The following is a 19,807-nucleotide window of genomic DNA, read 5'->3' as shown; positions in this document are numbered from 1 at the left end:
AGCAGGAGATCTGGTGTCCCATCGTTTCACGCGCCGCGATTTCACTGGGGCGGCCGGCGCGCTCGCCGCCGGCCTCGCCGTCCCGACTGCGAGGGCCGAGGCTCAAACCGCCTCGGCCACACCGGCAGCGCTCGCCAACGATCGGCGTTTTCCTGCCGACTTCGTCTGGGGCACTGCCACGTCGGCCTATCAGATCGAGGGCGCCGTCACAGCCGAAGGCCGCGGCCCCTCGATATGGGACAGCTATTCGCACACGCCGAAAAAGATCCGCGGCGGCGGCAATGGCGACCGCGCGGTGGATCATTTCCATCGCTACAAGGAAGACGTCCAGCTGATGAAGGCGTTGGGCGCGAAGGCCTATCGCTTCTCCATGTCATGGTCGCGCGTGTTTCCGACCGGTATGGGCACGCCCAATCCGCAAGGGCTCGATTTCTACAACCGCCTCATCGACGAGTTATTGGCCAATGGCATCGAACCATACGCCACGCTGTATCACTGGGATCTGCCGCAGCCGCTGCAGGACCGCGTCGGCGGCTGGGCGTCGCAGGATACATCGAAGGCGTTCGGTGATTATGCCGCCCATGTGGCGCAACGTATTACCGACCGTGTGAAGAACATTTTCACGATCAACGAATGTGCAACATTCGTCGATTTCGGCTATGGCAGCGGCCCGGTCGAGCTCGCGCCCGGCCTGAAGCTGTCGCAAGCGCAGCTCAATCAGATCCGCCATCACGTCGCGCTGGGCCACGGCATGGCCGTCCAGGCGATCCGCGCCAATGGGCGTACGGGCACCAGGGTTGGCCTCGCCGAGAATGTCGCGTCCTGCGTCCCGGCCGTCGAAACACCGGCCAATATCCGCGCATCCGAAATCGCAACGCGCGAGATGAATGGCGGCTACATGACCGTCATCCTCGAAGGCAAATATACCGATGCATTCCTGGCTTATGCGGGCAAGAATGCGCCGAGCTTCACGGCAGAAGAGTTGAAGACCATCTCTTCGCCCGTCGATTTCCTCGGCCTCAACGTCTACATGCCGCAACATTACGTGGTGGCGAGTGGTGATCAGCATGGCTTCGCATTGGTGCCGTTCCCGACTTCGTTTCCGCGCATGGATTCAGACTGGTTGCGGATCGGGCCGGAAGCGCTGTATTGGGCGCCGCGCAATGTCGCCAAGGTCTGGAACGTCAAGCAGATCTATATCAGCGAGAACGGCACATCGGCCGCCGACCGGCCGGCCGGTGACGGCAAGATCCACGATCTCGACCGCGTCATGTATCTCAGGAACTATCTCACGCATCTGCAGCGCGCGACGTCGGAAGGCATCCCCGTAAGGGGGTATTTCCACTGGAGCCTGATGGATAATTTCGAATGGTCGGATGGTTATGAAAAGCGCTTCGGCCTTTATCACGTCGACTTCGAAACACAGAAGCGTACGCCGAAGCTCAGTGCGGAGTTCTATCGCAGCCTGATCGCGGCGAACGCACTGGTTTAGTCTGCACCGTCGTTCCGGGGCGCGAGTGTCAGCGAGCGAACCCGGAACCTGGAGATAGTTGAAACGCTGGTTAGCTCACATTTCGAGATTCCGGGTTCGCGCGCGAAGATGCGCGCGCCCCGGAATGACAGAGTTTTACAGCAACTTCCCATCCGCGCCGAAGAACGGATGCGGGCCGTCGAAGTCACCGATCGGCACCTGATGGGTCACCAGATGGCCGCCCTCCTCGCCATCTGGAAACCAGACATGCAGGTGGAAAGCGGGCGGCTCGACACGAAACGACGGCGGGCGCAATTCGGCGATATCGAGATCGACCGCATGGTTCGGCGCCGGGCAAATGGTCGCAACCGTCCCGGCGAATGTCGCGAGCGTCGCACGATGGACGTGGCCGGCGGCGACGATCTGGACGCGCGGATGTTTGCGGATGATGGCAGCGAGCGCATCCGCGTTGAACAAGTCCTGCACGTCCATATGTGTGATGCCGGTGCGGAACGGCGGATGATGCAGGAATAACAATGCCGGCCGCTCGCGCGACGATGCCAGCGTGGCATCCAGCCACTCCAGCGTTGCCGCTTCCAGCGTACCGTGCGGCTTCCCCTGAACATGCGAGTCCAGCAGGATGATATCGAGCGGGCCAACTGTCCGCGCCTGATCGAGCGGGCCCGACGACTTGGCGTAAGCCCAATCGGGAAATGCCGCGCGCATCATGTCGCGGGCATCGTGATTGCCGGGAACACCGATGAACGGGATCTTGAGCGGCGCCAGCAGTCGCCACAGATGCTCGTATTCGCCGGGCGTCGGCGTATCAACGAGGTCGCCGGAGATGACAACGAGATCGGGCCGCGGATCGAGCGCGTTCAACTCGGCCACACAGCGCTCCAGCGCCTCGGCCGTATCGACCTTGCCATAGGCCAGCTCGCCCGGCGCCTTGATATGCAGATCGGAGATCTGCGCGATGATGGTGGGCTTTGGCTTCGACATCAGTCTTCTTTCGGCAACACGCGAACCGCTTGGGGCATGACTGACAGGCCGACGCGCTCCCCTGCACGCACATTGATGGTGTTCGGCGCGTCCACCGTCAACGGCTTGTTCGCCGCACCCGTCACCACGAGGCGCTGGCGATCACCGATAAAGGCGACGCTTTCGACCGTGCCGCGCAGGAAGGCGTCCGCCTCGGCGACAATTCCGATGGTCTCCGGCCGGATCATCGCCACTGCCGCAGCGTTGTCGGCGGCATCACTGAGCGCCAGCCAGCCGCCGGGCAGCGTCAGCCGACCGCCGCTCACCGGCCCCTCTACGATATTGGCCGCACCGACGAATTCGGCGACGAAACGGTTCTGGGGAGCAAAGTAGATCTCCCGCGGCGTGCCGATCTGGGCGATGGCGCCCTTGCGCATGACAACGATACGATCGCCCAGTTCCATCGCTTCGGCCTGATCGTGAGTCACATAGATCGCGGTGATCCCGAGCGAGCGCAGCAGGCTGTTAAGTTCACTGCGCAGCCGGTCGCGCAGCGACGCGTCGAGCGCCGTCAACGGCTCATCCAGCAGCAGCACGCGTGGACGCACGGCCACCGCGCGCGCCAAAGCTACGCGCTGACGCTGGCCGCCAGACAATTGATCGATCCGGCGGTTTTCGAGCCCGCCTATATTGGTCAGCGCCACCATCTCGGCGACACGCGCCGCGCGTGCGGCCTTGTCGACACCGCGAATCTTCAGCCCGTAGCCAATGTTCTCGGCCACGGTCATGTTGGGAAACAGCGCATAGGACTGGAACACCATGCCGACATGGCGCTGCTCGATCGGCACCGCGGTCATGTCGGTCTTGTCGAACAGCACACGGCCGCCCGCATCGGGCGTCTCCAGACCGGCGATAATCCGCAGCATGGTGGTCTTGCCGCAACCGGAAGGGCCGAGCAGCACCAGCGTCTCGCCTGACACGATATCCAGTGAAGCCGGCGCCAGCGCCTGCGTGCCGTCCGGAAAGGTCTTGCCGCAATTCTGGATGTGAACGGCCGCACCGTGGCCTGAGATAGCGCTCATTTCTTTTCGCCCTTCTCGGCAAACATCTGCATCGCCACCAGAAGGGGCACAATCATGATGAAAAAGATCAACGTATACGCTGACGCCACTTCCAGCCGCATCGACGCATAGCTGTCGGCGAGACCGACCGGCAGCGTCTTGGTGAGCGGCGTGTGCAGCATCCAGGTCAGGTTGAATTCGCCGAGCGACAGCGTCACCACCATCAGCGATCCGGCGAGAATGCCGGGCATGGCGTTCGGCACGATGACATTGCAAAACCGCGTCCATGGCGACGCACCGAGCGAGGCAGCCCCCTCGTCCAGCGTCTTGATGTCCACCGAAGCGAACACCGCCATCACGGAGCGCACCATGAAGGGCATGGTGAAGATCACATGGCCCGTCAGGATGAACAGCCACGACTGCCGGAAGCCACCGAAGCCGCCATAGGTCAGCAGCAGCGCCAGCGCGATGGCGAGGCCGGGGATCGCCAGCGGCAGCGTGATGATCTCCTCGATCACGCGCGACAACCTCCCGCCCTTCACGTGTAACCCATAAGCCGCGGGCACGCCGACAACCAGCGTCACCGCCAGGGTCGCGAAGGCGATCAGAAACGACAGCCCGATTTCACCGGCATAGAGGTTCCAGACCTGCACCACCCATTGCAGCGTGACGCCCGACTGGATGCCGCGAAAGTAATTGACGGTGACGCCGGCGGAAATCGACAGCACCACCGGCACGACGAGAAACGCCGCAACGAGCAGTGTGAAGCCGAGCTGGCCAGCGAAAATCAGGCGGTCGCGCATCGGCTCACCCCGCTGCCGCGACAGCGCCGCCGCTCATTGAGCGGGCCAGCGCGAGGATTGCCCAGGCGATCACGCCGAGTCCGATCGACAGCGCCGCCGAGATCGCAAAATTCGCCGCCAATGTGAACTCGGTATAGATCAGCATCGGCAGCACATCGATGTTTGTCGCAAGCGTGAAGGCTGTGCCGAACGCGCCCATCGCCGTCGCGAAGGCAATTGCGCCCGAGGCCACGAAAGCCGGCCCGAGCGCCGGCAGCACCACATCGCGCTGGACAGCCCACGGGCTCGCACCGAGCGAACGCGCCGCCTCCTCCAGCCCGATATCGAGCTTCTGCACCGCGGCCATCACCGTGAGGATCACGCGCGGGATCGAGAAATAGAGATAGCCGAGAAACAGACCGAAGATCGAATAGGCGAACACGACTTTCTCGCCCGTCACCGCGGCGGTGATGGCGCCGATCAGGCCCTGACGTCCGGCCAGCAGAATGATCAGGAAGCCGACCACGACCCCGGGAAATGCCAGCGGAAACGTCAGCATCGCGATCAGCACGGCGCGGCCGGGGAAGCGATGACGCTGCAGGAACAGGCCGGCGATGGTGGCAATCACCAGCGTGGCGATGGTCGTCGCGGCAGCGAGTACGACCGTATTGATCAGCGTGGCGCGATAGCGCGGTTCTGCAATGATCGCGAGATAGGCGGACACGCCGCGCGATCCACCGGCACCGACGGCGAGCAATTGCGCCATCGGCAAGAGGAAGAAGGCTGCTGTCACCACCACGAGCGGCAGCAGGCAGATCCAGATGAAATTACGATGCGACATGAAATTATGGTGCCCCTGCGTCAGAGCATGATCCCGAAAAGTGGATACCGGTTTTCGGACAAGATCATGCTTCAACCAAGAAAAACTGAAGTCTGATCATCGAAGATGGATCAGACTTCAGAGGCACCATTGTGCATCAACGGACTTCGGCGAGATAGCGGTCGCTGAAGCCTTTCTGCGCCAGCTCCATCTTGCCCCAGTCCACGCTCTTGGCGCGGGCATATTCGCTATCCGGCAGGAATTTGGCCTTCACGGCTTCCGGCAGTTCGATCTTGCGGGCCGGACGGAGGTAGGCGTTGGTCCAGATCGCCTGGCCCTTGTCGGACAGGAGATAATCCATGACCTTCTTGGCCTTGTCCTTATGCGGCGCGTTCTTCACCAGACCGACCACATAGGGAAACACGACCGAGCCTTCGCAGGGAATGACGAATTCGAAACTGCCCTTCTCGGAATACTTGGCGCGATAGGCATTGAAATCATAATCCAACAGGATCGGCATTTCGCCGGAGACGACGCGAGCGTAGGACGTCTGCTTGGGCACGATCGCGTCGTTCTTCTTCAACTCCTTGAAGAAGGCGATGGCCGGATCGAAATTCTGGTCGGTGCCGCCGAGCGCGAGATTGACCGCAACAGCGCCGACATAGCCGACGGCGGCCGACGTCGGATCGAGATAGCCGACCATGCCCTTGTAGTCGGGCTTGGCGAGATCCTTCCAGCACTTCGGCACCGGCTTGCCAGCGAGGGCATCCTTGTTGACGAAGAAGCCGAGGGTGCCGGAATGGATCGTGGTCCAATAACCTTCGGAATCCTTCAGGCCGGCATCGACCTGATCCCAGCCGGCGGGCTTGTAGGGTTCGAGTGCATCCTGCGCCTTGGCCTTCATACCGAAGGTGACGCCGAAATAGCCGATGTCGCCGACCGGATTGGCCTTCTCGGCGAGGATCTGAGCCAGCGCCTGACCGGAATTCTTGTTGTCATGCGGCATCTCGATCGAGAGGTCGGTCTTCACCGCCTTGATCATCGACGCCCAGTCGGCCCATTCCGGCGGACAGTTGTAGCAGATGACGTCCGCAGCACGGGCGGGCTGCGATACGGCGGCGAGCGCCAGTGCGGACAGAGCAAATACCAAGCGGAACGGTTTCACGGCGATCGTCTCCATCCTGACGCAGGCTTTAGGGCCGGCGCATAGAAGTCTGAGGGGGAATGCGTGACGCCCCACTATAGGCCGCGGATGAAACTTTTGCGACAAAGCCAACCCGCAGCGCATTTGTGCACCGCAATGACCGTGAAGCCCATCGACAACACCCCGCGGAGGATGTGAAATCGCCCGTCGCCGCTGATATTGGACTGTTGATGTGAAAGAGACGCCCGAACGCGATCGAGGCCTGCTCGGTCTGGTCGAACGACTCATGAGGAGGCCAGGCGATCCCGAACCGATCAGGCCTGAGCCAGACGCCGATACCAGAGACGGTTTCGATCCTGTCGTCGCAGAGGAGAATCCGGCGGCATCGCTGGAGCCGCAACTTGCGGTCGAAAGCACCCGCACGCTTGGCCGGTCGGAAATCGCGGATGTGATCCTGCGCGCGCTAAGGGGTATCGATGGCTGTCCGACGGCCGGCTTCGAGGTGGTCGTCTATGGCACGCGCCCGTGGAACGCCATGTTGCGCATCACGCCAGCCGCCGGAGCGGTGCCTGACGCGCGTGCCTGGCGGCAGCGGGTCCAGGACATGGTTCAGCTGTTGCGACATCAATACGAGTTGCGCGAATAGACCGGAGGCCTAGCCTTCCATGCGCACCAGCACGACCTCGAACGGCACGCCGGGCCGTTGCTTGACGACACCTCTGCAGGACGCCGTCGTGGTCTTGGATGTCCCGACCAGATCAATCTCGACCTCGTCGATGCCGAAGATCGTTGGCTGGCCGTCCGCATGCCGGCGGGTCGCAATCGTCGCCGTGAAAGCATCGCCGTTCTGGATATAGGAACCGCTATAGGCGATCACTGTATCGCCGCCCGACAATCGACCATCAGCGAGCGTGATAATCCCCATGCCTTCCTTCTCGGGAATACGAAACCACGCCGAATAACGGCCATCCGGGAGCATGACAAACCTGAACTGTGAGTTGCGGTACAGCCAATTACCACCAACCCATCAGAAAGACGTTAACCAGATCGGTCGCATTGAAACGATCGATCTCGTCTTCCCCAATGTAATGCCGCGCTATTTGCCGCCCCCGATATTGCCGCCTTTGATATGGCCGAGCGAGTTGCTGCCATAGGCAGAATTGCCGTGATTGCCGCTCATCGCGGCATTGCCACGAAAGATTGCGGGACCTCGCATCTGGCCATAACTCCCGTAATATCCGTGGTGCGCCTTGTAGCCACGATGGACTTTCTTCGCAGAAGCCGCCGTCGCCGTGAAACTCGCGATCATCAGTGCAGCTGCCGCCGTTGCCAGAATCTTTTTCATGTTCAACCCTCTGTGACGCCCTGCAGGAAAACGCTGGTGGCTGCGTCTCGTTCCGGCACAAATCGTCGCAAAAAACGGCCTTACGACGATCTCCGGACATCCCCTCCACAGCCTGGTAACGCTTTGCTCACCATACAAAATGGGTGGCCCCGACCGCGATCGGTGGTAAGTGGGTGCTGCTTATTGCGCATCAAATAAATTACACCGCGTTCGGACATCATGTTGCTAGATCAGTCCTCCATCTTCGCAGCGATCGGACTCTCGAGCGCCGCGCTCGCGCTCACATTGCTCGCAACCTGGCTCGTCGCGCGATCCGAGACCTATCTGCTGACTTGGTCGATCGGTCTCGCGACCACGGTCGTTGCCGTCATCATCTATGCAGGCTTCGAGCAGTATGATTCGAGGCTACAGCTCGCTGCATTCATATTGCTGCTTGTCGGCTTCGGGGTGATCTATGCGGGCACCACGCAATTCTGCTCGAACCAGGCCCATTGGATCCGCGCCGCCCTCGTCACCACCGCAGGGCTCGTTCCGATGATCATCGGCTTTGCGCTTGGTTACACCGGCACCGGCACGATGGCCGCGAATTTTGGCACGGGCCTTCTCGTTGCGCTCTCGGCTGCACAATATTGGCACGCGCGCGCCGAAGCACCGCTGCTGATGGTCGCAAACGCGTTGCTTTATCTCATCACGGCCGCATCGTTCGTGGCCTGCGGTGCCGAACTCTTGCGTACCGGGCAATTCGTGCTGACCGATCGACCGATGAATTGGGCGGAACAGTTCAATTCACTGATGGTGATCGTCGGTCTGACCGGGATCGGTGCGCTGTCACTGACGATCAACCAGATCCGGACGTCGAACCGGCATAAATCCGATGCCATGACCGATCCTCTGACCGGCCTGCTCAATCGGCGCGCGCTGTTTGGCGAAAAGGTAACGGAGACAGCATCCAACACCGCAATTCTGGTGATGGATCTCGATCACTTCAAAACGATTAACGATCAGTTCGGCCACGCCGCCGGCGACCGCGTGCTGCGCGCCTTTGCCGAAGTCATCTTCTCGAACATTCGCGCCGAAGACGTTGCCGCGCGTCTGGGCGGCGAGGAATTCTGCATTGTCCTAGCCGCGTCGAGCCCAAAAGCGGCGGCCGCTGTCGCCGAGCGCATCCGATCAACGCTGGAGACAAAGACGTTCCCGACTTCCGCCGGTGTTATCCACGCCACGGTCAGCGTGGGAATCGCGATCCGGTCAACCGAGCCTGAAACGCTGCAGGCCTTGCTTAGCCGGGCCGACGCGGCGCTCTACCAAGCCAAGGCGGCGGGCCGAAATCGCGTGCAGATTTCTGATTTTCATCTGGCCGCCTGAGCCGCGCGACGCCCGGTTCCACGAAAAATTAAGCACTGGCTGGCAGCGTAAGGTTTTTCGGCAGAATGCCCCGATGCCCGGTCAGAAAACCATCGCCATAGAGACGCTCAATCTGCTGCGCGCCTCAGAACCTCTCCCGAACGACAGCCACCTCAAGGCGGCGTCGATTATCGCATTTCCGCTCGGCCCCATCGAGGTCGAGCAAATCACGCCACGGTTCTTCGCCTCCTTTGCCATCGAAAGCCTGCTACGCTCGATCTGCTATCGCGAAGAACAATGGCTGATCGACGCGCGGCACAACCATGCCATGCGAATGACGCTGAACTGGGTCGAGGCAGAAAGCTGACGACAGAATTATCCCTCGGCCGGAACTGTATCTCGCAGTGACGGCCGCTCCGACACGGTTGCGAACCAGTCGGTCAGGGCCGGCCGCGAGCTGCGCCAGTCGAATGATGCAAAACGAAAATCCAGATAGCCGAGCGCGCAGGCAATGGTGAGGCTGCCGACGGTGATGCGGGCGCCGAACACTGCGACGTCGTTTTCCATCTGGTCCAGGGCCGCAGCGATCTTGGTCATCTGACCATCGATCCACTCCGCCGATCTGATCTCGTCGCTCCGGCACGTGTTCTCGTAACGTGTCAGCAGCGCAGCATCGAGCAAGCCGTCACCGAGCGCCTGTTCGGTGAGCACCTGCCAGCGCTCGGCGCCGCGCGGAAACAGCGAACCGTGTCCGAGGTCGTCGAGATATTCGCAAATCACCCGGCTGTCGAACAGCAGCGTGCCATCCGCCAGCTTCGCCGCCGGCACCTTGGCGAGCGGGTTAAAACTTGCGATCCGCGCGTCGCGCTTGAGCGGATGCGCGGCGCTGGGCAGCTTCACGATACGATCGGCGATCCCGAGCTCGATCGCACAGGCCATCACCTTGCGGACGTAGGGCGATGTTGGCGCGTAGAACAGTTCGATCTTGTCAGTCATGGCTTCTGGTCCTCCGCATCGATGGCCGCCAGTGCGGCGCGCGCGACTTCGACATCCTGCGCGCCGGTGCCCGATCCGACGCCGACCGCGCCGACGCACTGGCCTGCAATCACAATGGGCAGTCCGCCTTCGAGATTGGTCAGGCGGCCGCCGCCTGCGATGGCCAGCTTGATCTCGTCGGCGGGATTGAGTCGAGAGGTCGGCTGCCGGTGCGACGCGGCCGTAATGGCCTTGGACATCGATGTTTCCCGCGACAGCAATTTGGCGCCGTCCATCCGGACAAACGCCAGAAGATTGCCGCCGTCGTCGACGATGGTGATGTTCTGCGGCACGCCCAACTCTTCCGCCTTGGCGACGGCACCCGCCAGCGCTTTGAGTGCGCCTTCATGTGTCAGCTTGAGAGAGGGCTTAGTCGTCGCCATGGGACTGCTCCTGTATCGATATCCGGCCTTTGCGCTCGACATGGCCGCTCATGCGGCGTCTGCGGGCAGCAACAGCACTTTGCCGATGTTTTCATTGGCTTCCAGAATGCGGTGAGCTTGCGCTGCGTCTCCGAGAGGCAACTGGCGCCAGATCAGCGGCCTCACCGCGCCGGACGCGACGAGCGGCAGCACCTCGGCGCGGAGCGCGGCAGCGATGGCGGTCTTCTCCTCGTCGGACTTCGGCCGCAGCGTCGACGACGTCAGATACAATCCCTTCCGCATCACCAGACCGAGATCGATCGGCACCACGCCGCCTTCCATGAAGGACAGGCTGACATGCCGTCCGCCGGGCGCCAGCGCATCGAGATTGCGCGCCACATAGGAACCGCCGACGATGTCGAGTACGACATCGACGCCCCGCCCGCTTGTGGCGTCGCGCGCAGCGACAACGAAGTCCTCGGTACGATAGTTGATTGCGATGGCGCCGAGCGCTTCCACCGCCTTCTTCTTGGCATCGCTGCCCACGGTCGCGATCGCCGTCGCGCCGCGGGCGATGGCCATGCGGATCGCAATAGTGCCGATACCACTGGCACCGCCATGCACCAGCACGGTCTCGCCCTTCGACAGCCGGCCGCGCTCGAACAGATTGTGCCAGACGGTGAAGAGCGCCTCGGGGAGCGCCGCTGCCTCTTCGATCGTCAATCCCGCCGGGACCGGAAGACAATGCGAGGCCTTAGCGATGCAATAGCGCGCATAACCGCCGCCCTTCACGAGGGCCATCACCGCCGCCTGCCTCTGCAACGCAGCGTCGCCGCCGACCACGCGGCCGGCGACTTCGAGACCGAGCACGTCAGTGACACCCGGCGGCAGCGGCACGGCACCACTTCGCTGCATCAGGTCCGGGCGATTGACGCCGGCTGCGGCGACCTGGATCAGCACTTCGCCGGGACCGGGCACCGGCACTGGTCGTTCGACTTGGGTCAGAACGTCAGGACCGCCTGCTTGCGTCGCGATGATCGCCTGCATGGTCGCCATGATCGTCGACACTCCGTTCTTCATGATACGCGTATCCACTCTTCACTCGGCCGACGCAGCAAATCCGCCAGCCTGTCCATCATCGCGTTCGCAGCCGCGAGTTCGTCGAAACCAATCCATTCATCAGCCTTGTGGCCGCGGGCCATGTCGCCGGGTCCGCAGACCAGCGTCGGGATCCCCGCCCCTGCATAGAGGCCAGCCTCGGTGCCGAAGGCGACTGTGGTTGCGGGTTGCGTATCGCCCGCCATTCCTGCGACCAGACGCGTCACGCCTGCGTCGGCGGCAGTGTCGAGCCCCGGATAGGCCGATAATTCCTCGGAAACGATGTCAGCCTCCGGTGCATTGGCGCGCAACCGATCGCGCTCACGCGCAACCACCTCATCGACCCGCGCGAGAATCTCGCCGGCGTCACGGCCTGGCATGGTGCGGATCTCGTATTCCAGGACAGCCCGTTCCGGCACCAGATTGACCACGGTGCCGCCATGCAGCGAGCCGACGTGAATGGTCGTGTATGGCGGATCGAACGCCGCATCGCCGCCGCGCGCGATTTCCTCATCGGCCAGACCGCGCAACGCATGCGCGATCGCAACGCCCACATCGACCGCATTGGCCGCACGATGCGGCATCGCCGAATGACCGGTGCGGCCTGTTACTGTCAGGCGATGCGCGACCTTGCCCTTGTGCGCGCGAACGACGCGCATAGTCGTGGGCTCACCAACAATGGCGAGTGCAGGCATTGCAACGGACTGCACGAGCGCGTCCACAAGATCAGGCGCACCGCGGCATCCGACTTCCTCATCATAGGAAAACGCCAGATGCACGGGCGCAGCTGTCGCGGCTTCATTCAGGCGCGGCACGGCAGCGAGAACGACGGCCAGAAAGCCCTTCATGTCGGTAGCGCCGCGGCCATAGACACGCCGATCACGGACGACGCCTGCGAAGGGCGGCACGGTCCACGCCTGCCCGTCCACCGGCACGACATCCGTATGCGCTGACAGGACCACACCGGGACGATCCACAGGACCGATAGTCGCGAGCAGCGAGGCCTTGCAGCCATCAGGCGACGACACGCGGCGCGAAGACACGCCCGACGACGCAAGTATCCGCTCGATATATGCGATGATATCGAGGTTCGAATTCGAACTTATACTTTCAATACTGATCAGCTCGCAAAGTATTTGAGCTATTCTCTCGATCATCTATACTCTCAATACTTTTACGATTGCGGGAGCATCACGATGACCTATTCCATCTCGGCACGCTGTCCGGAGACCGGCGCGTTTGGCATTGCCATTACATCGTCCAGCATTGCCGTGCCGGCGCGCTGCGCCTGGGTGGGACCTCTGGGTCTGGTGGTGTCGCAGAATGTCACTGATCCGTCGCTCGGCCCGACCGGCCTCGCACTGCTGCGTCAGGGCCTTGGCGCTGGTGCGGTGCTGAACAATCTGACGCAAGGCACGCCGCAGCCGGCGTGGCGGCAGGTCGGTGTGATCGATCGCTATGGCCAAGTGGCCTGGCATTCCGGCGCACAGGCCTTGCCGATCATCGGCATTGCGCAGGGCAATGGTTGTCTCGCTATGGGCAATCTGCTGGTCGATGAGAAAGTCCCGAGCGTGATGGTCGCGCGGTTCGAGGCGACGGCCGGGCAACCGCTGGCGGAGCGGCTGATGTCGGCGCTGGAAGCCGGCCTCGATGCGGGCGGCGAGACCGACGACGAACATGCCGCGGGCCTGCATGTTGCCCACATGTTCGATTGGCCGGTGGTCGATCTGCGTGTCGACTGGCACGACGCTCCGATCGGTGAACTCCGCGCGCTGTGGGAGCGCTATCGGCCGCAGCAGAAGGACTACATTGCGCGCGCGATGAATCCGGGCGCTGCGCCGTCGTTCTAAGGCAGAGCGCCTCACGCCGCCTCACCCGGCGGAAACGCCACGATATCGTCGGAGCCGATGGTCAATCCGATCTCGGCTCCGACCGGACAGGACGACAGCGCCGCAATGCCCGGCGAACGCAGCAGGATGCGCTCGCGCGCGCTGCCGGGCGCGTCGATATATAGATCGACATGGCCGCCTTGAAACACCTGTGTCATCACAGTGCCGGGCAGTGATCCCGAAGCGCCACGCGACGTGACGGCGAGATGCTCCGGCCGCACGAAGACATCCAAGGCATCGCCAACCGAAAGCGCGGCAATCGGCGCCGCAGGAACTTCGGCGCTGATGTCGCCGACCGAAACCACCGCGACATCGCCGCGCTTCTCGACAAGACGCCCGTTGAGGATATTGGCGTCGCCCACGAAGGACGCGACGAAGCGATCCGCCGGACGGCGATAGATATCGTCGGGTGCCGCGATCTGGCGGATGCGCCCGGCCGACATCACGGCGATGCGGTCCGACATCGACAGCGCCTCACCCTGATCATGCGTCACGAAGATCGTGGTGACGCCGAGCTCACGCTGGATCTGCTTGAGCTCGACCTGCATCGAACCGCGCAGATTCTTGTCGAGCGCCGAGAATGGTTCGTCGAGCAGCAGCACCTTCGGCCTGATCACCAAGGCCCGCGCAAGCGCCACCCGCTGCTGCTGGCCGCCCGACAACTGCCGCGGCTTGCGGTCGGCAAAGCCTGTGAGCTTGACCAGCGCCAGCGCTTCGTCGACGCGGCGCGCGATCTCCTTCTTGTCGACGCCGCGGGTCTTCAATCCGTAAGCGACGTTCTTGGCGACGCTCATATGCGGGAACAGCGCGTAGTTCTGGAACACGATGCCAATCTCACGCATATGCGCGGGCGTTTCGGTGACCAGATCGCCGTCGATGAAGATCTCGCCATTGTCGGCTTCGAGGAAGCCGGCGACCAGATTGAGCAGCGTCGTCTTTCCGCAGCCGGATGGGCCCAGCAGGGTCATGAACTCGCTCGGCCGGATCTTCAGCCAGGCTTCATGTAGCGCCATGGATTCGCCAAAGCGCTTGGTGACGCCGTCGAGCTGCACCGCCGGACGAACTTTTTCGCTGGTCGCTTCCGGCGTGTGTGCCGTCATTGGATCAGTGCGCATCAACATTCAGGATTTTCCCGAGGCCCAGGAAGGAATTGGCGATCGTGAGCAAGGTTGCGGTCACGACGATGTAGATGACCGAGAGTGCGGCCAATGTGGGATCCGCGAATTCGCGGACGTAATTATACATGGCGACCGGCAGCGTCTGCGTCGCCTGACTGCTAACAAACAACGTCGCCGTGAATTCGTTGAAGGACAGGATCGCCGCGAACAGCCAGCCGCTGAGCAAACCCGGAATCAGCAGCGGGATCGTCACCGTGAACAGGATCCGCAGCGGCGTGGCGCCGAGACTGGACGCGGCCAGCTCCAGGCGCGTGTCGAGATTTTCCAGCGAGATGTAAGTGCTGCGCATCACGAAAGGCAGCACCATCACCACGTGGGCGAAGATGACGAGCGGAAAACCGCGACCAACACCCGTCTGCGAGGCGAGAATGAGAATGCCAAGGCCGACGGTGTAATGCGGGATGATCAGCGGCGACAGCAGAATGCCTTCAAGGAAATCCCTGAGCGCGAATTTGTAGCGATGAATGGCAAAGGCAAAGGCAGATCCGACGACGACCGCGATGCTGGATGCCCAGACCGTCACGGTCAGGCCATTCCAGAAACCTTTGGCGAAATCGGCATAGGAGAAGGCGCGATTGAACCAGCGCAGTGACCATGACTGCGGCGGAAACTGCAGGATCGCGCGATCGTTGAAAGCCGAGATCGCCACGACGACGCCGGGCAACAGCACGAACAGGAGAATGGCGGCAACGAGGACGCGGCCCGACCAGCGCAGCGCAAGGGTTGCAGGTGAGCGTTTCATGTCGTGCCCGCCATGCGTTCGAGCGGGCTCGCGGCTTTCTTCAGCAGCGCGATCACGGCCAGCGACAATGCGAGACCGATGATGGAGAGACTGGCGGCGAAGGGGAAATTGAACGACGAGAAGCCGAGCTGATAGATCAGCGTCGACACGGTGGCGACACGGCCGCCGCCGATCAGCTGTGGCGTTGCAAAGGCGCTGAAGGTCCACGCGAAGGCGGTGGAGAAGCCGGCAACGATGCCGGGCATCGACAGAGGCAGCGTGATGGTCATGAAGATGCGGATCGGACCCGCGCCGAGACTTTCGGCCGCCTTCTCGTAATTGCGGTCGATATGCGACAGCGCCGCGGCCAGCATGATGACCATGATCGGCATGGTCACATGCACCAAGGCCGCTATCACACCGCCCGAGGTAAACATCATCCGCAACGGGCGATCCACCAGGCCGAGCTTGAGCAGCAGCGTGTTCAGGAAGCCGTTATTGCCGAGCACGATCATCCAGGAATAGGTCCGCACCACCTCGCCGAGAAACAGCGGCGTCACCGACACGATCAGGATGAAGGAGCGCAACGCAGAGCTGTTGGTGCGCGTCAACGCATAGGCTAGCGGATAGGCAAGCAGCAGCGTGAATACCGCCGTTTCAAAACAGATCAGCACCGTATTCCAGAATGCTAGGGCGTAAAGCGGCCGCAGCATGGCTTCGAAATTGGCCCAGGTGAACCCGCCGACTTCGAGCGTTCCGGGAATATAGGCCCGCACGCTGTACTGGAACACAGCCAGCATCGCCGCGATCAGGCCCACAGCAACGAGGCCGGCCGGCGAGACAAACCATCCCAGAAATGGACGTGTGTTCATGGACAAACTCGAAGTGGGCGAACGTGACGTTATGGATAGCGATCCGGCGGTATCAGCCGGATCGCTATCCGGACTTCTTACGGAGCCATGATGTTTTCGGTGAACCACTTCCGCCAGGTGCCGGTCTTCTCGGCACGCAGCTTGGCGTCGATCACCAGCGTCTGCTTCGCCCACTGATCCGCGGTCGTGAACACGCCCGGCAGTGCTGCGATCTCGGGCTTGACCTTGGCGTTGTCCACCACCGGGCTGCCCTTCTTCAGTTCGGCGATCTTCGCCTGCACGTCCGGATCGAGCGCGGTGTTGATGAACTTGTAGGCCAGCTCCGCCTTGGTCGAGCCCTTGGTGATGCCCATGGTATCGACGCCGAGAACTGCGCCTTCCTTCGGAATCGCCAGCTTGATCGGCACGCCCTGGGCCTGCATGTAATAGGCGTTCATCGACAGCACGACCTGCACCGGCGTCTCACCCGTCGCGAACAGCTGTTGGCTGTTGGCATCGTTGGTGTAGAACGCCTTGTAGTTCGGCTTCAGCGCTTTCATCTTGGCTTCGCCGACTTCCCAATTCGATGCGTCGCCGCCGGACAGCTTGGCTGCGACCACCATCACATGGCTCGGATCGAAATCGGGCGACGAGATCATGCCCTTGAGCGCCGGATTCCACAGACCTTCCCAGCTCTCGAAGCTCACGCCCTTCGGCAGTTGATCGGGCAGATAGCCGATCGTGTAGACATAGGCCCAGGAGCCGATGTGATACGGGCTGATCTTGGCCTGCTCGACCAGATGGCTGGCATTCGGGATCTTCGCCATGTCGAGCTTCTCGAACAGATTGTCGTTGGCATAGAGCCAGCCGACATGGGCCGTCGTGAAGGTGACGTCGCTCTCCGGCTTCGCAGCAGCGAGCTTGGCCTGATTGAGGCGATCAATCGTGCCGCCGGTGATGTATTCAACCTTCACGCCGGTCTCGGCAGTGAATTTCTTGGCGATCGCTTCATCGATCAGATCGCGGAAACTTCCACCCCAGGTGCTGACCACCAGCTTCTCCTGGGCGGATGCCTGCCCGCCAATCGCGAGCGTCGACAGCAACATCAATGCAGTAAACTTCAAGGCGCGCTTCATCTCGAAACCTCACAAGGATTATGACCCAGAAAGAAAAGCAAGCATCATGCCAGACGATTGATTTACCTCAAGAATTTCCGCCGGACAGGCGCGTGCAATCGCACTCATCGATCATGCGAAAGATGAAGCCGCAAACGTCCGATTGATCTCTGTAGTGCCGGCGAAAAACGCGTCGTTACGCCGGAATTTCCGCGATGATGTCGATTTCCATCAGGTATTCAGGCTTGGCGAGGCCCTGAACGATAATTCCTGTCGAAACCGGATAGACGCCCTTCAGCCATTTGCCGACGACGCGATAGACCGGCTCGCGATAGGCGCGATCGGTGATGTAAATGACGATCTTCACCACGTCCTCGAGCTTGGAGCCTGCCTCTTCAAGCAGCACCTTGGCGCATGTCATGGCATTCTCCGTTTGCGCAGCGGCATCGCCGATACCGACGATCTTGCCATCGAGATCCATGGCCGTCTGGCCGCGCACATAAACGGTGTTGTTGGCGCGAACGACCATGCAGACATCGTTGTCGAGCGACTGCTCGGGATACGCTTCCTTGGTGTTGAACTTACGAAAACGCTGATGGGTGGTCATGAAGCAGATCCTCAGGCGGCGAGACGACGGAATGTGCGATCGGAGAAGATCAGGGGCAGCGCAGCTTGGTTGCGAACGTTCAGCACCTCGCCCGCGACGATGCGATGCGAGCCGAAATCGAACACGCTGGCGACGCGGCAATCGAAATTGCAGAGCGCGCCATCGAGCGCCGGCGCGCCGGTCAGCAGTTCTGACCAGTCGCCGGCGAGAAAGCGATTGTCGCGCAGTTCAGGGATCAGCCCGGCAAAGCTATTGGCAACACGCTCTTGCGTATCAGACAGAATGTTGGCGACGAACACGCCATTGGCCAGCAGCTTTTCGAGATGGCGATTGTCGCGGTGAACGCTGAACACAACCGATGGCGGCTCCATCGAGAGCGAACACAGCGACGACACCGTAACGCCCGCGCGGCCCGCCTCGCCATCCGTTGTCACCACCGCCACGCCCGAGGCCGTCATCCGCATGGCGTCGCGGAAGATATCGACCTCGACCGGCGGATGCGTCGCCGCGCTCACGACTTCGCTCCGTCGATACGGTCCGACAATCCGGCCGACTTCTTGACGAAATCCAGCGGCCCGGCGAAGTCGAAGCTGTTATATACCGCCGCCAAATGATTGAAGTGCGGCGCTTGCGCGAACTGCACGAAGGTCAGGCGATGACCGGCGTAGTCCGAATTGAGCAGGTCGCGCGCAAAGGCGAGCAGCTTGCGGCGATCGTCGGCCTGCCACTGATCGTTCAGCGAATAGAACTTGTTCAGCCACTTGCCTGATCCCTCGGCCTCGAAGGCATCGGCATTCGGGGTGATGCAGATCTGGCCGCCGCACAGTTCGCGGGCGATATGCATCATCGCCGGAAGCTGCGAACAGGCGAACACGCGGCCTGCATAGAGCATCGACTGCTGCGGCATCAGAAGGCCGCCCGGGCTCTTCTCCGCCATGGCGATCGACGCCGTGAGATGTGCGTTGATGCCTTCGCGATAGCAGACGAGATCGGCGAGCTTCTCGCGCACCGACTGCAGCTTGTCGAGACCGGTCTGCTTGGCGTTCCACATGGCCGCGCCGATCATCATGTCGGCGGTGTAGAGCAGACGCAGCACATAGGGGAATGCCGAATAGCGATGCAGCGTCGAACGCACGAACTGCGCGGCGCGGGTATGGCGATAGAAGAACACGTCTTCCCACGGGATCAACACGTCGTCGAACACCACCAGCGCCTCGACTTCATCGAAGCGATTGGCGAGCGGATAGTCCTTGGCGTTGGCGCTGCTGCGATTGGCGAAGCCGCCGCGGCAGATATGCTTGACGCCCGGCGCACCCATCTTGACGATGCAGCCCACCGCATAGTCGGACAGCTTCTCATTGGCCCAGGCGCCGACGGTCGGCTTCAGATAGGCTTGATCGGCATAGGCCGCGGCGGTCTCGTATTTCGCGCCGCGAATGATGATGCCGGCATCGGTCTCACGCGTGACGTGAACCATGAGATCCGGATCCTGCTGCTGCGGCGGCAGGGAACGGTCGCCCTTCGGATCGGTATTGGCCGAGACGTGGAAGATGTCCTTCTCGATCACGGCACGGATGTGATGATCGATATTGGCGGCGAAACGCGGATCAATCTCGGCCAGCACATCGCGGCCGTCGGTCAGCGACCACATTTCGCCGATGGTCTCGTCACCCACACGGGTGACCACGCCGCCGATGTCCTTCATCACGTGATCGACGGCCTTGATCTTGTCGTGCCAGTCCTTCTGTTCCGTCGGTGGCTTGTAGAAGACCGAATGTGTCTCGTTGTCTTCAACGTAAGTCAGGTCGGCGGCGTAACGCTCTTCACGCGCCATGTCATACATGCGGGCCTTGACGTCGATGATCGGCTTCAACGCCGGGTGCGTGGTCACGTCCTTGACCCGCTCGCCATCGATCCAGACCTCGCGGCCATCGCGAATGCCCTGTTTGTATTCTTCACCCGTGCGGATCATTGATCGGCTCCTGTTCGACTGGACGACAGGG

At 61.9% G+C, this 19,807-nt stretch carries 23 protein-coding genes; 5 read left to right on the top strand and 18 right to left on the bottom strand.

All coding sequences use genetic code 11. The annotated features are described in order from the left end of the window. Window positions 1-13 precede the first annotated feature (13 nt). A complete protein-coding gene (locus AB8A38_RS00615) occupies window positions 14-1,492 on the top strand; it encodes a GH1 family beta-glucosidase (protein ID WP_439084582.1) in 1,479 nt (492 codons plus the stop codon). Window positions 1,493-1,627: 135 nt separating this feature from the next. Here AB8A38_RS00615 and AB8A38_RS00610 read toward each other — a convergent pair whose 3' ends face one another. The 5 genes from AB8A38_RS00610 to AB8A38_RS00590 all read right to left on the bottom strand — a co-directional run bounded on the left by AB8A38_RS00610 (window position 1,628) and on the right by AB8A38_RS00590 (window position 6,280). Next, window positions 1,628-2,473: a phosphodiesterase gene (locus AB8A38_RS00610; RefSeq protein WP_439084581.1), complete on the bottom strand. Its 846-nt coding sequence runs from the start codon at window positions 2,471-2,473 to the stop codon at window positions 1,628-1,630. Beyond that, complete coding sequence (locus AB8A38_RS00605; RefSeq protein WP_439084580.1) at window positions 2,473-3,534, bottom strand: ABC transporter ATP-binding protein; 1,062 nt, start codon at window positions 3,532-3,534, stop codon at window positions 2,473-2,475. Before AB8A38_RS00605 ends, AB8A38_RS00610 begins: the two co-directional genes overlap by 1 nt. After that, window positions 3,531-4,316 (bottom strand): ABC transporter permease, encoded by a 786-nt coding sequence (locus AB8A38_RS00600; RefSeq protein ID WP_439084579.1) that lies wholly within the window; start codon window positions 4,314-4,316, stop codon window positions 3,531-3,533. The genes AB8A38_RS00605 and AB8A38_RS00600 overlap by 4 nt, the downstream gene beginning before the upstream one ends. 4 nt (window positions 4,317-4,320) lie before the next feature. Then, entirely contained in the window at window positions 4,321-5,136 is an 816-nt protein-coding gene (locus AB8A38_RS00595; protein ID WP_439084578.1) for an ABC transporter permease, read from the bottom strand. 136 nt (window positions 5,137-5,272) lie between these two features. Then, window positions 5,273-6,280 (bottom strand): ABC transporter substrate-binding protein, encoded by a 1,008-nt coding sequence (locus AB8A38_RS00590; RefSeq protein ID WP_068732120.1) that lies wholly within the window; start codon window positions 6,278-6,280, stop codon window positions 5,273-5,275. A 211-nt stretch (window positions 6,281-6,491) separates the two neighbouring features. Here AB8A38_RS00590 and AB8A38_RS00585 point away from each other — a divergent pair, with 211 nt between their 5' ends. Further along, window positions 6,492-6,905 (top strand): hypothetical protein, encoded by a 414-nt coding sequence (locus tag AB8A38_RS00585; RefSeq protein ID WP_120293092.1) that lies wholly within the window; start codon window positions 6,492-6,494, stop codon window positions 6,903-6,905. A 9-nt stretch (window positions 6,906-6,914) separates the two neighbouring features. Here the strand turns inward: AB8A38_RS00585 and AB8A38_RS00580 are convergent, their stop codons facing one another. Further along, a complete protein-coding gene (locus AB8A38_RS00580; protein WP_231080251.1) occupies window positions 6,915-7,184 on the bottom strand; it encodes a hypothetical protein in 270 nt (89 codons plus the stop codon). A 171-nt stretch (window positions 7,185-7,355) separates the two neighbouring features. Next, entirely contained in the window at window positions 7,356-7,604 is a 249-nt protein-coding gene (locus AB8A38_RS00575) for a hypothetical protein (RefSeq protein ID WP_439084577.1), read from the bottom strand. Between the two features lie 219 nt (window positions 7,605-7,823). Between AB8A38_RS00575 and AB8A38_RS00570 the strand changes: the two genes are divergently transcribed. Then, the gene (locus tag AB8A38_RS00570) at window positions 7,824-8,969 is read left to right on the top strand and encodes a diguanylate cyclase (RefSeq protein WP_439084576.1); all 1,146 of its coding nucleotides are present in this window, start codon (window positions 7,824-7,826) and stop codon (window positions 8,967-8,969) included. A gap of 73 nt (window positions 8,970-9,042) precedes the next feature. After that, the gene (locus tag AB8A38_RS00565; RefSeq protein WP_439084575.1) at window positions 9,043-9,315 is read left to right on the top strand and encodes a hypothetical protein; all 273 of its coding nucleotides are present in this window, start codon (window positions 9,043-9,045) and stop codon (window positions 9,313-9,315) included. Between the two features lie 8 nt (window positions 9,316-9,323). Here the strand turns inward: AB8A38_RS00565 and AB8A38_RS00560 are convergent, their stop codons facing one another. Genes AB8A38_RS00560 through argE form a run of 4 tightly spaced genes read right to left on the bottom strand, consistent with a single transcriptional unit; the run spans window position 9,324 to window position 12,600 of the window. Next, on the bottom strand, window positions 9,324-9,932 hold the full coding sequence (locus AB8A38_RS00560) for a glutathione S-transferase (protein ID WP_439088440.1): 609 nt from the start codon (window positions 9,930-9,932) through the stop codon (window positions 9,324-9,326). A gap of 8 nt (window positions 9,933-9,940) precedes the next feature. Next, window positions 9,941-10,366 carry a GlcG/HbpS family heme-binding protein gene (locus tag AB8A38_RS00555; protein ID WP_439084574.1) on the bottom strand — a complete coding sequence of 142 codons (426 nt, stop codon included), beginning with the start codon at window positions 10,364-10,366 and terminating at the stop codon, window positions 9,941-9,943. Between the two features lie 48 nt (window positions 10,367-10,414). Then, complete coding sequence (locus AB8A38_RS00550; protein WP_439084573.1) at window positions 10,415-11,425, bottom strand: NAD(P)H-quinone oxidoreductase; 1,011 nt, start codon at window positions 11,423-11,425, stop codon at window positions 10,415-10,417. Next, window positions 11,422-12,600, bottom strand: coding sequence for an acetylornithine deacetylase (gene argE / locus AB8A38_RS00545; RefSeq protein WP_439084572.1), 1,179 nt, complete (start codon window positions 12,598-12,600; stop codon window positions 11,422-11,424). The genes AB8A38_RS00550 and argE overlap by 4 nt, the downstream gene beginning before the upstream one ends. A gap of 39 nt (window positions 12,601-12,639) precedes the next feature. Between argE and AB8A38_RS00540 the strand changes: the two genes are divergently transcribed. Then, a complete protein-coding gene (locus AB8A38_RS00540) occupies window positions 12,640-13,293 on the top strand; it encodes a DUF1028 domain-containing protein (RefSeq protein ID WP_315842765.1) in 654 nt (217 codons plus the stop codon). Between the two features lie 11 nt (window positions 13,294-13,304). Here AB8A38_RS00540 and AB8A38_RS00535 read toward each other — a convergent pair whose 3' ends face one another. The 7 genes from AB8A38_RS00535 to AB8A38_RS00505 form a co-directional block, all read right to left on the bottom strand. Next, window positions 13,305-14,453, bottom strand: coding sequence for an ABC transporter ATP-binding protein (locus AB8A38_RS00535; protein WP_315842766.1), 1,149 nt, complete (start codon window positions 14,451-14,453; stop codon window positions 13,305-13,307). Next, on the bottom strand, window positions 14,437-15,252 hold the full coding sequence (locus AB8A38_RS00530) for an ABC transporter permease (RefSeq protein ID WP_439084571.1): 816 nt from the start codon (window positions 15,250-15,252) through the stop codon (window positions 14,437-14,439). Before AB8A38_RS00530 ends, AB8A38_RS00535 begins: the two co-directional genes overlap by 17 nt. After that, window positions 15,249-16,103 carry an ABC transporter permease gene (locus AB8A38_RS00525; protein WP_093762116.1) on the bottom strand — a complete coding sequence of 285 codons (855 nt, stop codon included), beginning with the start codon at window positions 16,101-16,103 and terminating at the stop codon, window positions 15,249-15,251. Before AB8A38_RS00525 ends, AB8A38_RS00530 begins: the two co-directional genes overlap by 4 nt. A gap of 77 nt (window positions 16,104-16,180) precedes the next feature. Further along, window positions 16,181-17,218, bottom strand: coding sequence for an ABC transporter substrate-binding protein (locus AB8A38_RS00520; protein WP_089264769.1), 1,038 nt, complete (start codon window positions 17,216-17,218; stop codon window positions 16,181-16,183). Window positions 17,219-17,393: 175 nt separating this feature from the next. Further along, window positions 17,394-17,804, bottom strand: a complete 411-nt coding sequence (locus tag AB8A38_RS00515; RefSeq protein WP_089264770.1) for a RidA family protein — start codon at window positions 17,802-17,804, stop codon at window positions 17,394-17,396. An 11-nt stretch (window positions 17,805-17,815) separates the two neighbouring features. Beyond that, complete coding sequence (locus AB8A38_RS00510; RefSeq protein WP_439084570.1) at window positions 17,816-18,319, bottom strand: flavin reductase family protein; 504 nt, start codon at window positions 18,317-18,319, stop codon at window positions 17,816-17,818. Next, complete coding sequence (locus tag AB8A38_RS00505) at window positions 18,316-19,776, bottom strand: 4-hydroxyphenylacetate 3-hydroxylase family protein (protein ID WP_092151747.1); 1,461 nt, start codon at window positions 19,774-19,776, stop codon at window positions 18,316-18,318. The genes AB8A38_RS00510 and AB8A38_RS00505 overlap by 4 nt, the downstream gene beginning before the upstream one ends. Window positions 19,777-19,807: the final 31 nt, after the last annotated feature.

Source organism: Tardiphaga sp. 839_C3_N1_4, assembly GCF_051811045.1.
Lineage (GTDB): Bacteria > Pseudomonadota > Alphaproteobacteria > Rhizobiales > Xanthobacteraceae > Tardiphaga.
The sequence above is the reverse complement of the archived record's forward strand: the minus strand, read 5'-3'. Positions and strand labels throughout refer to the sequence as shown.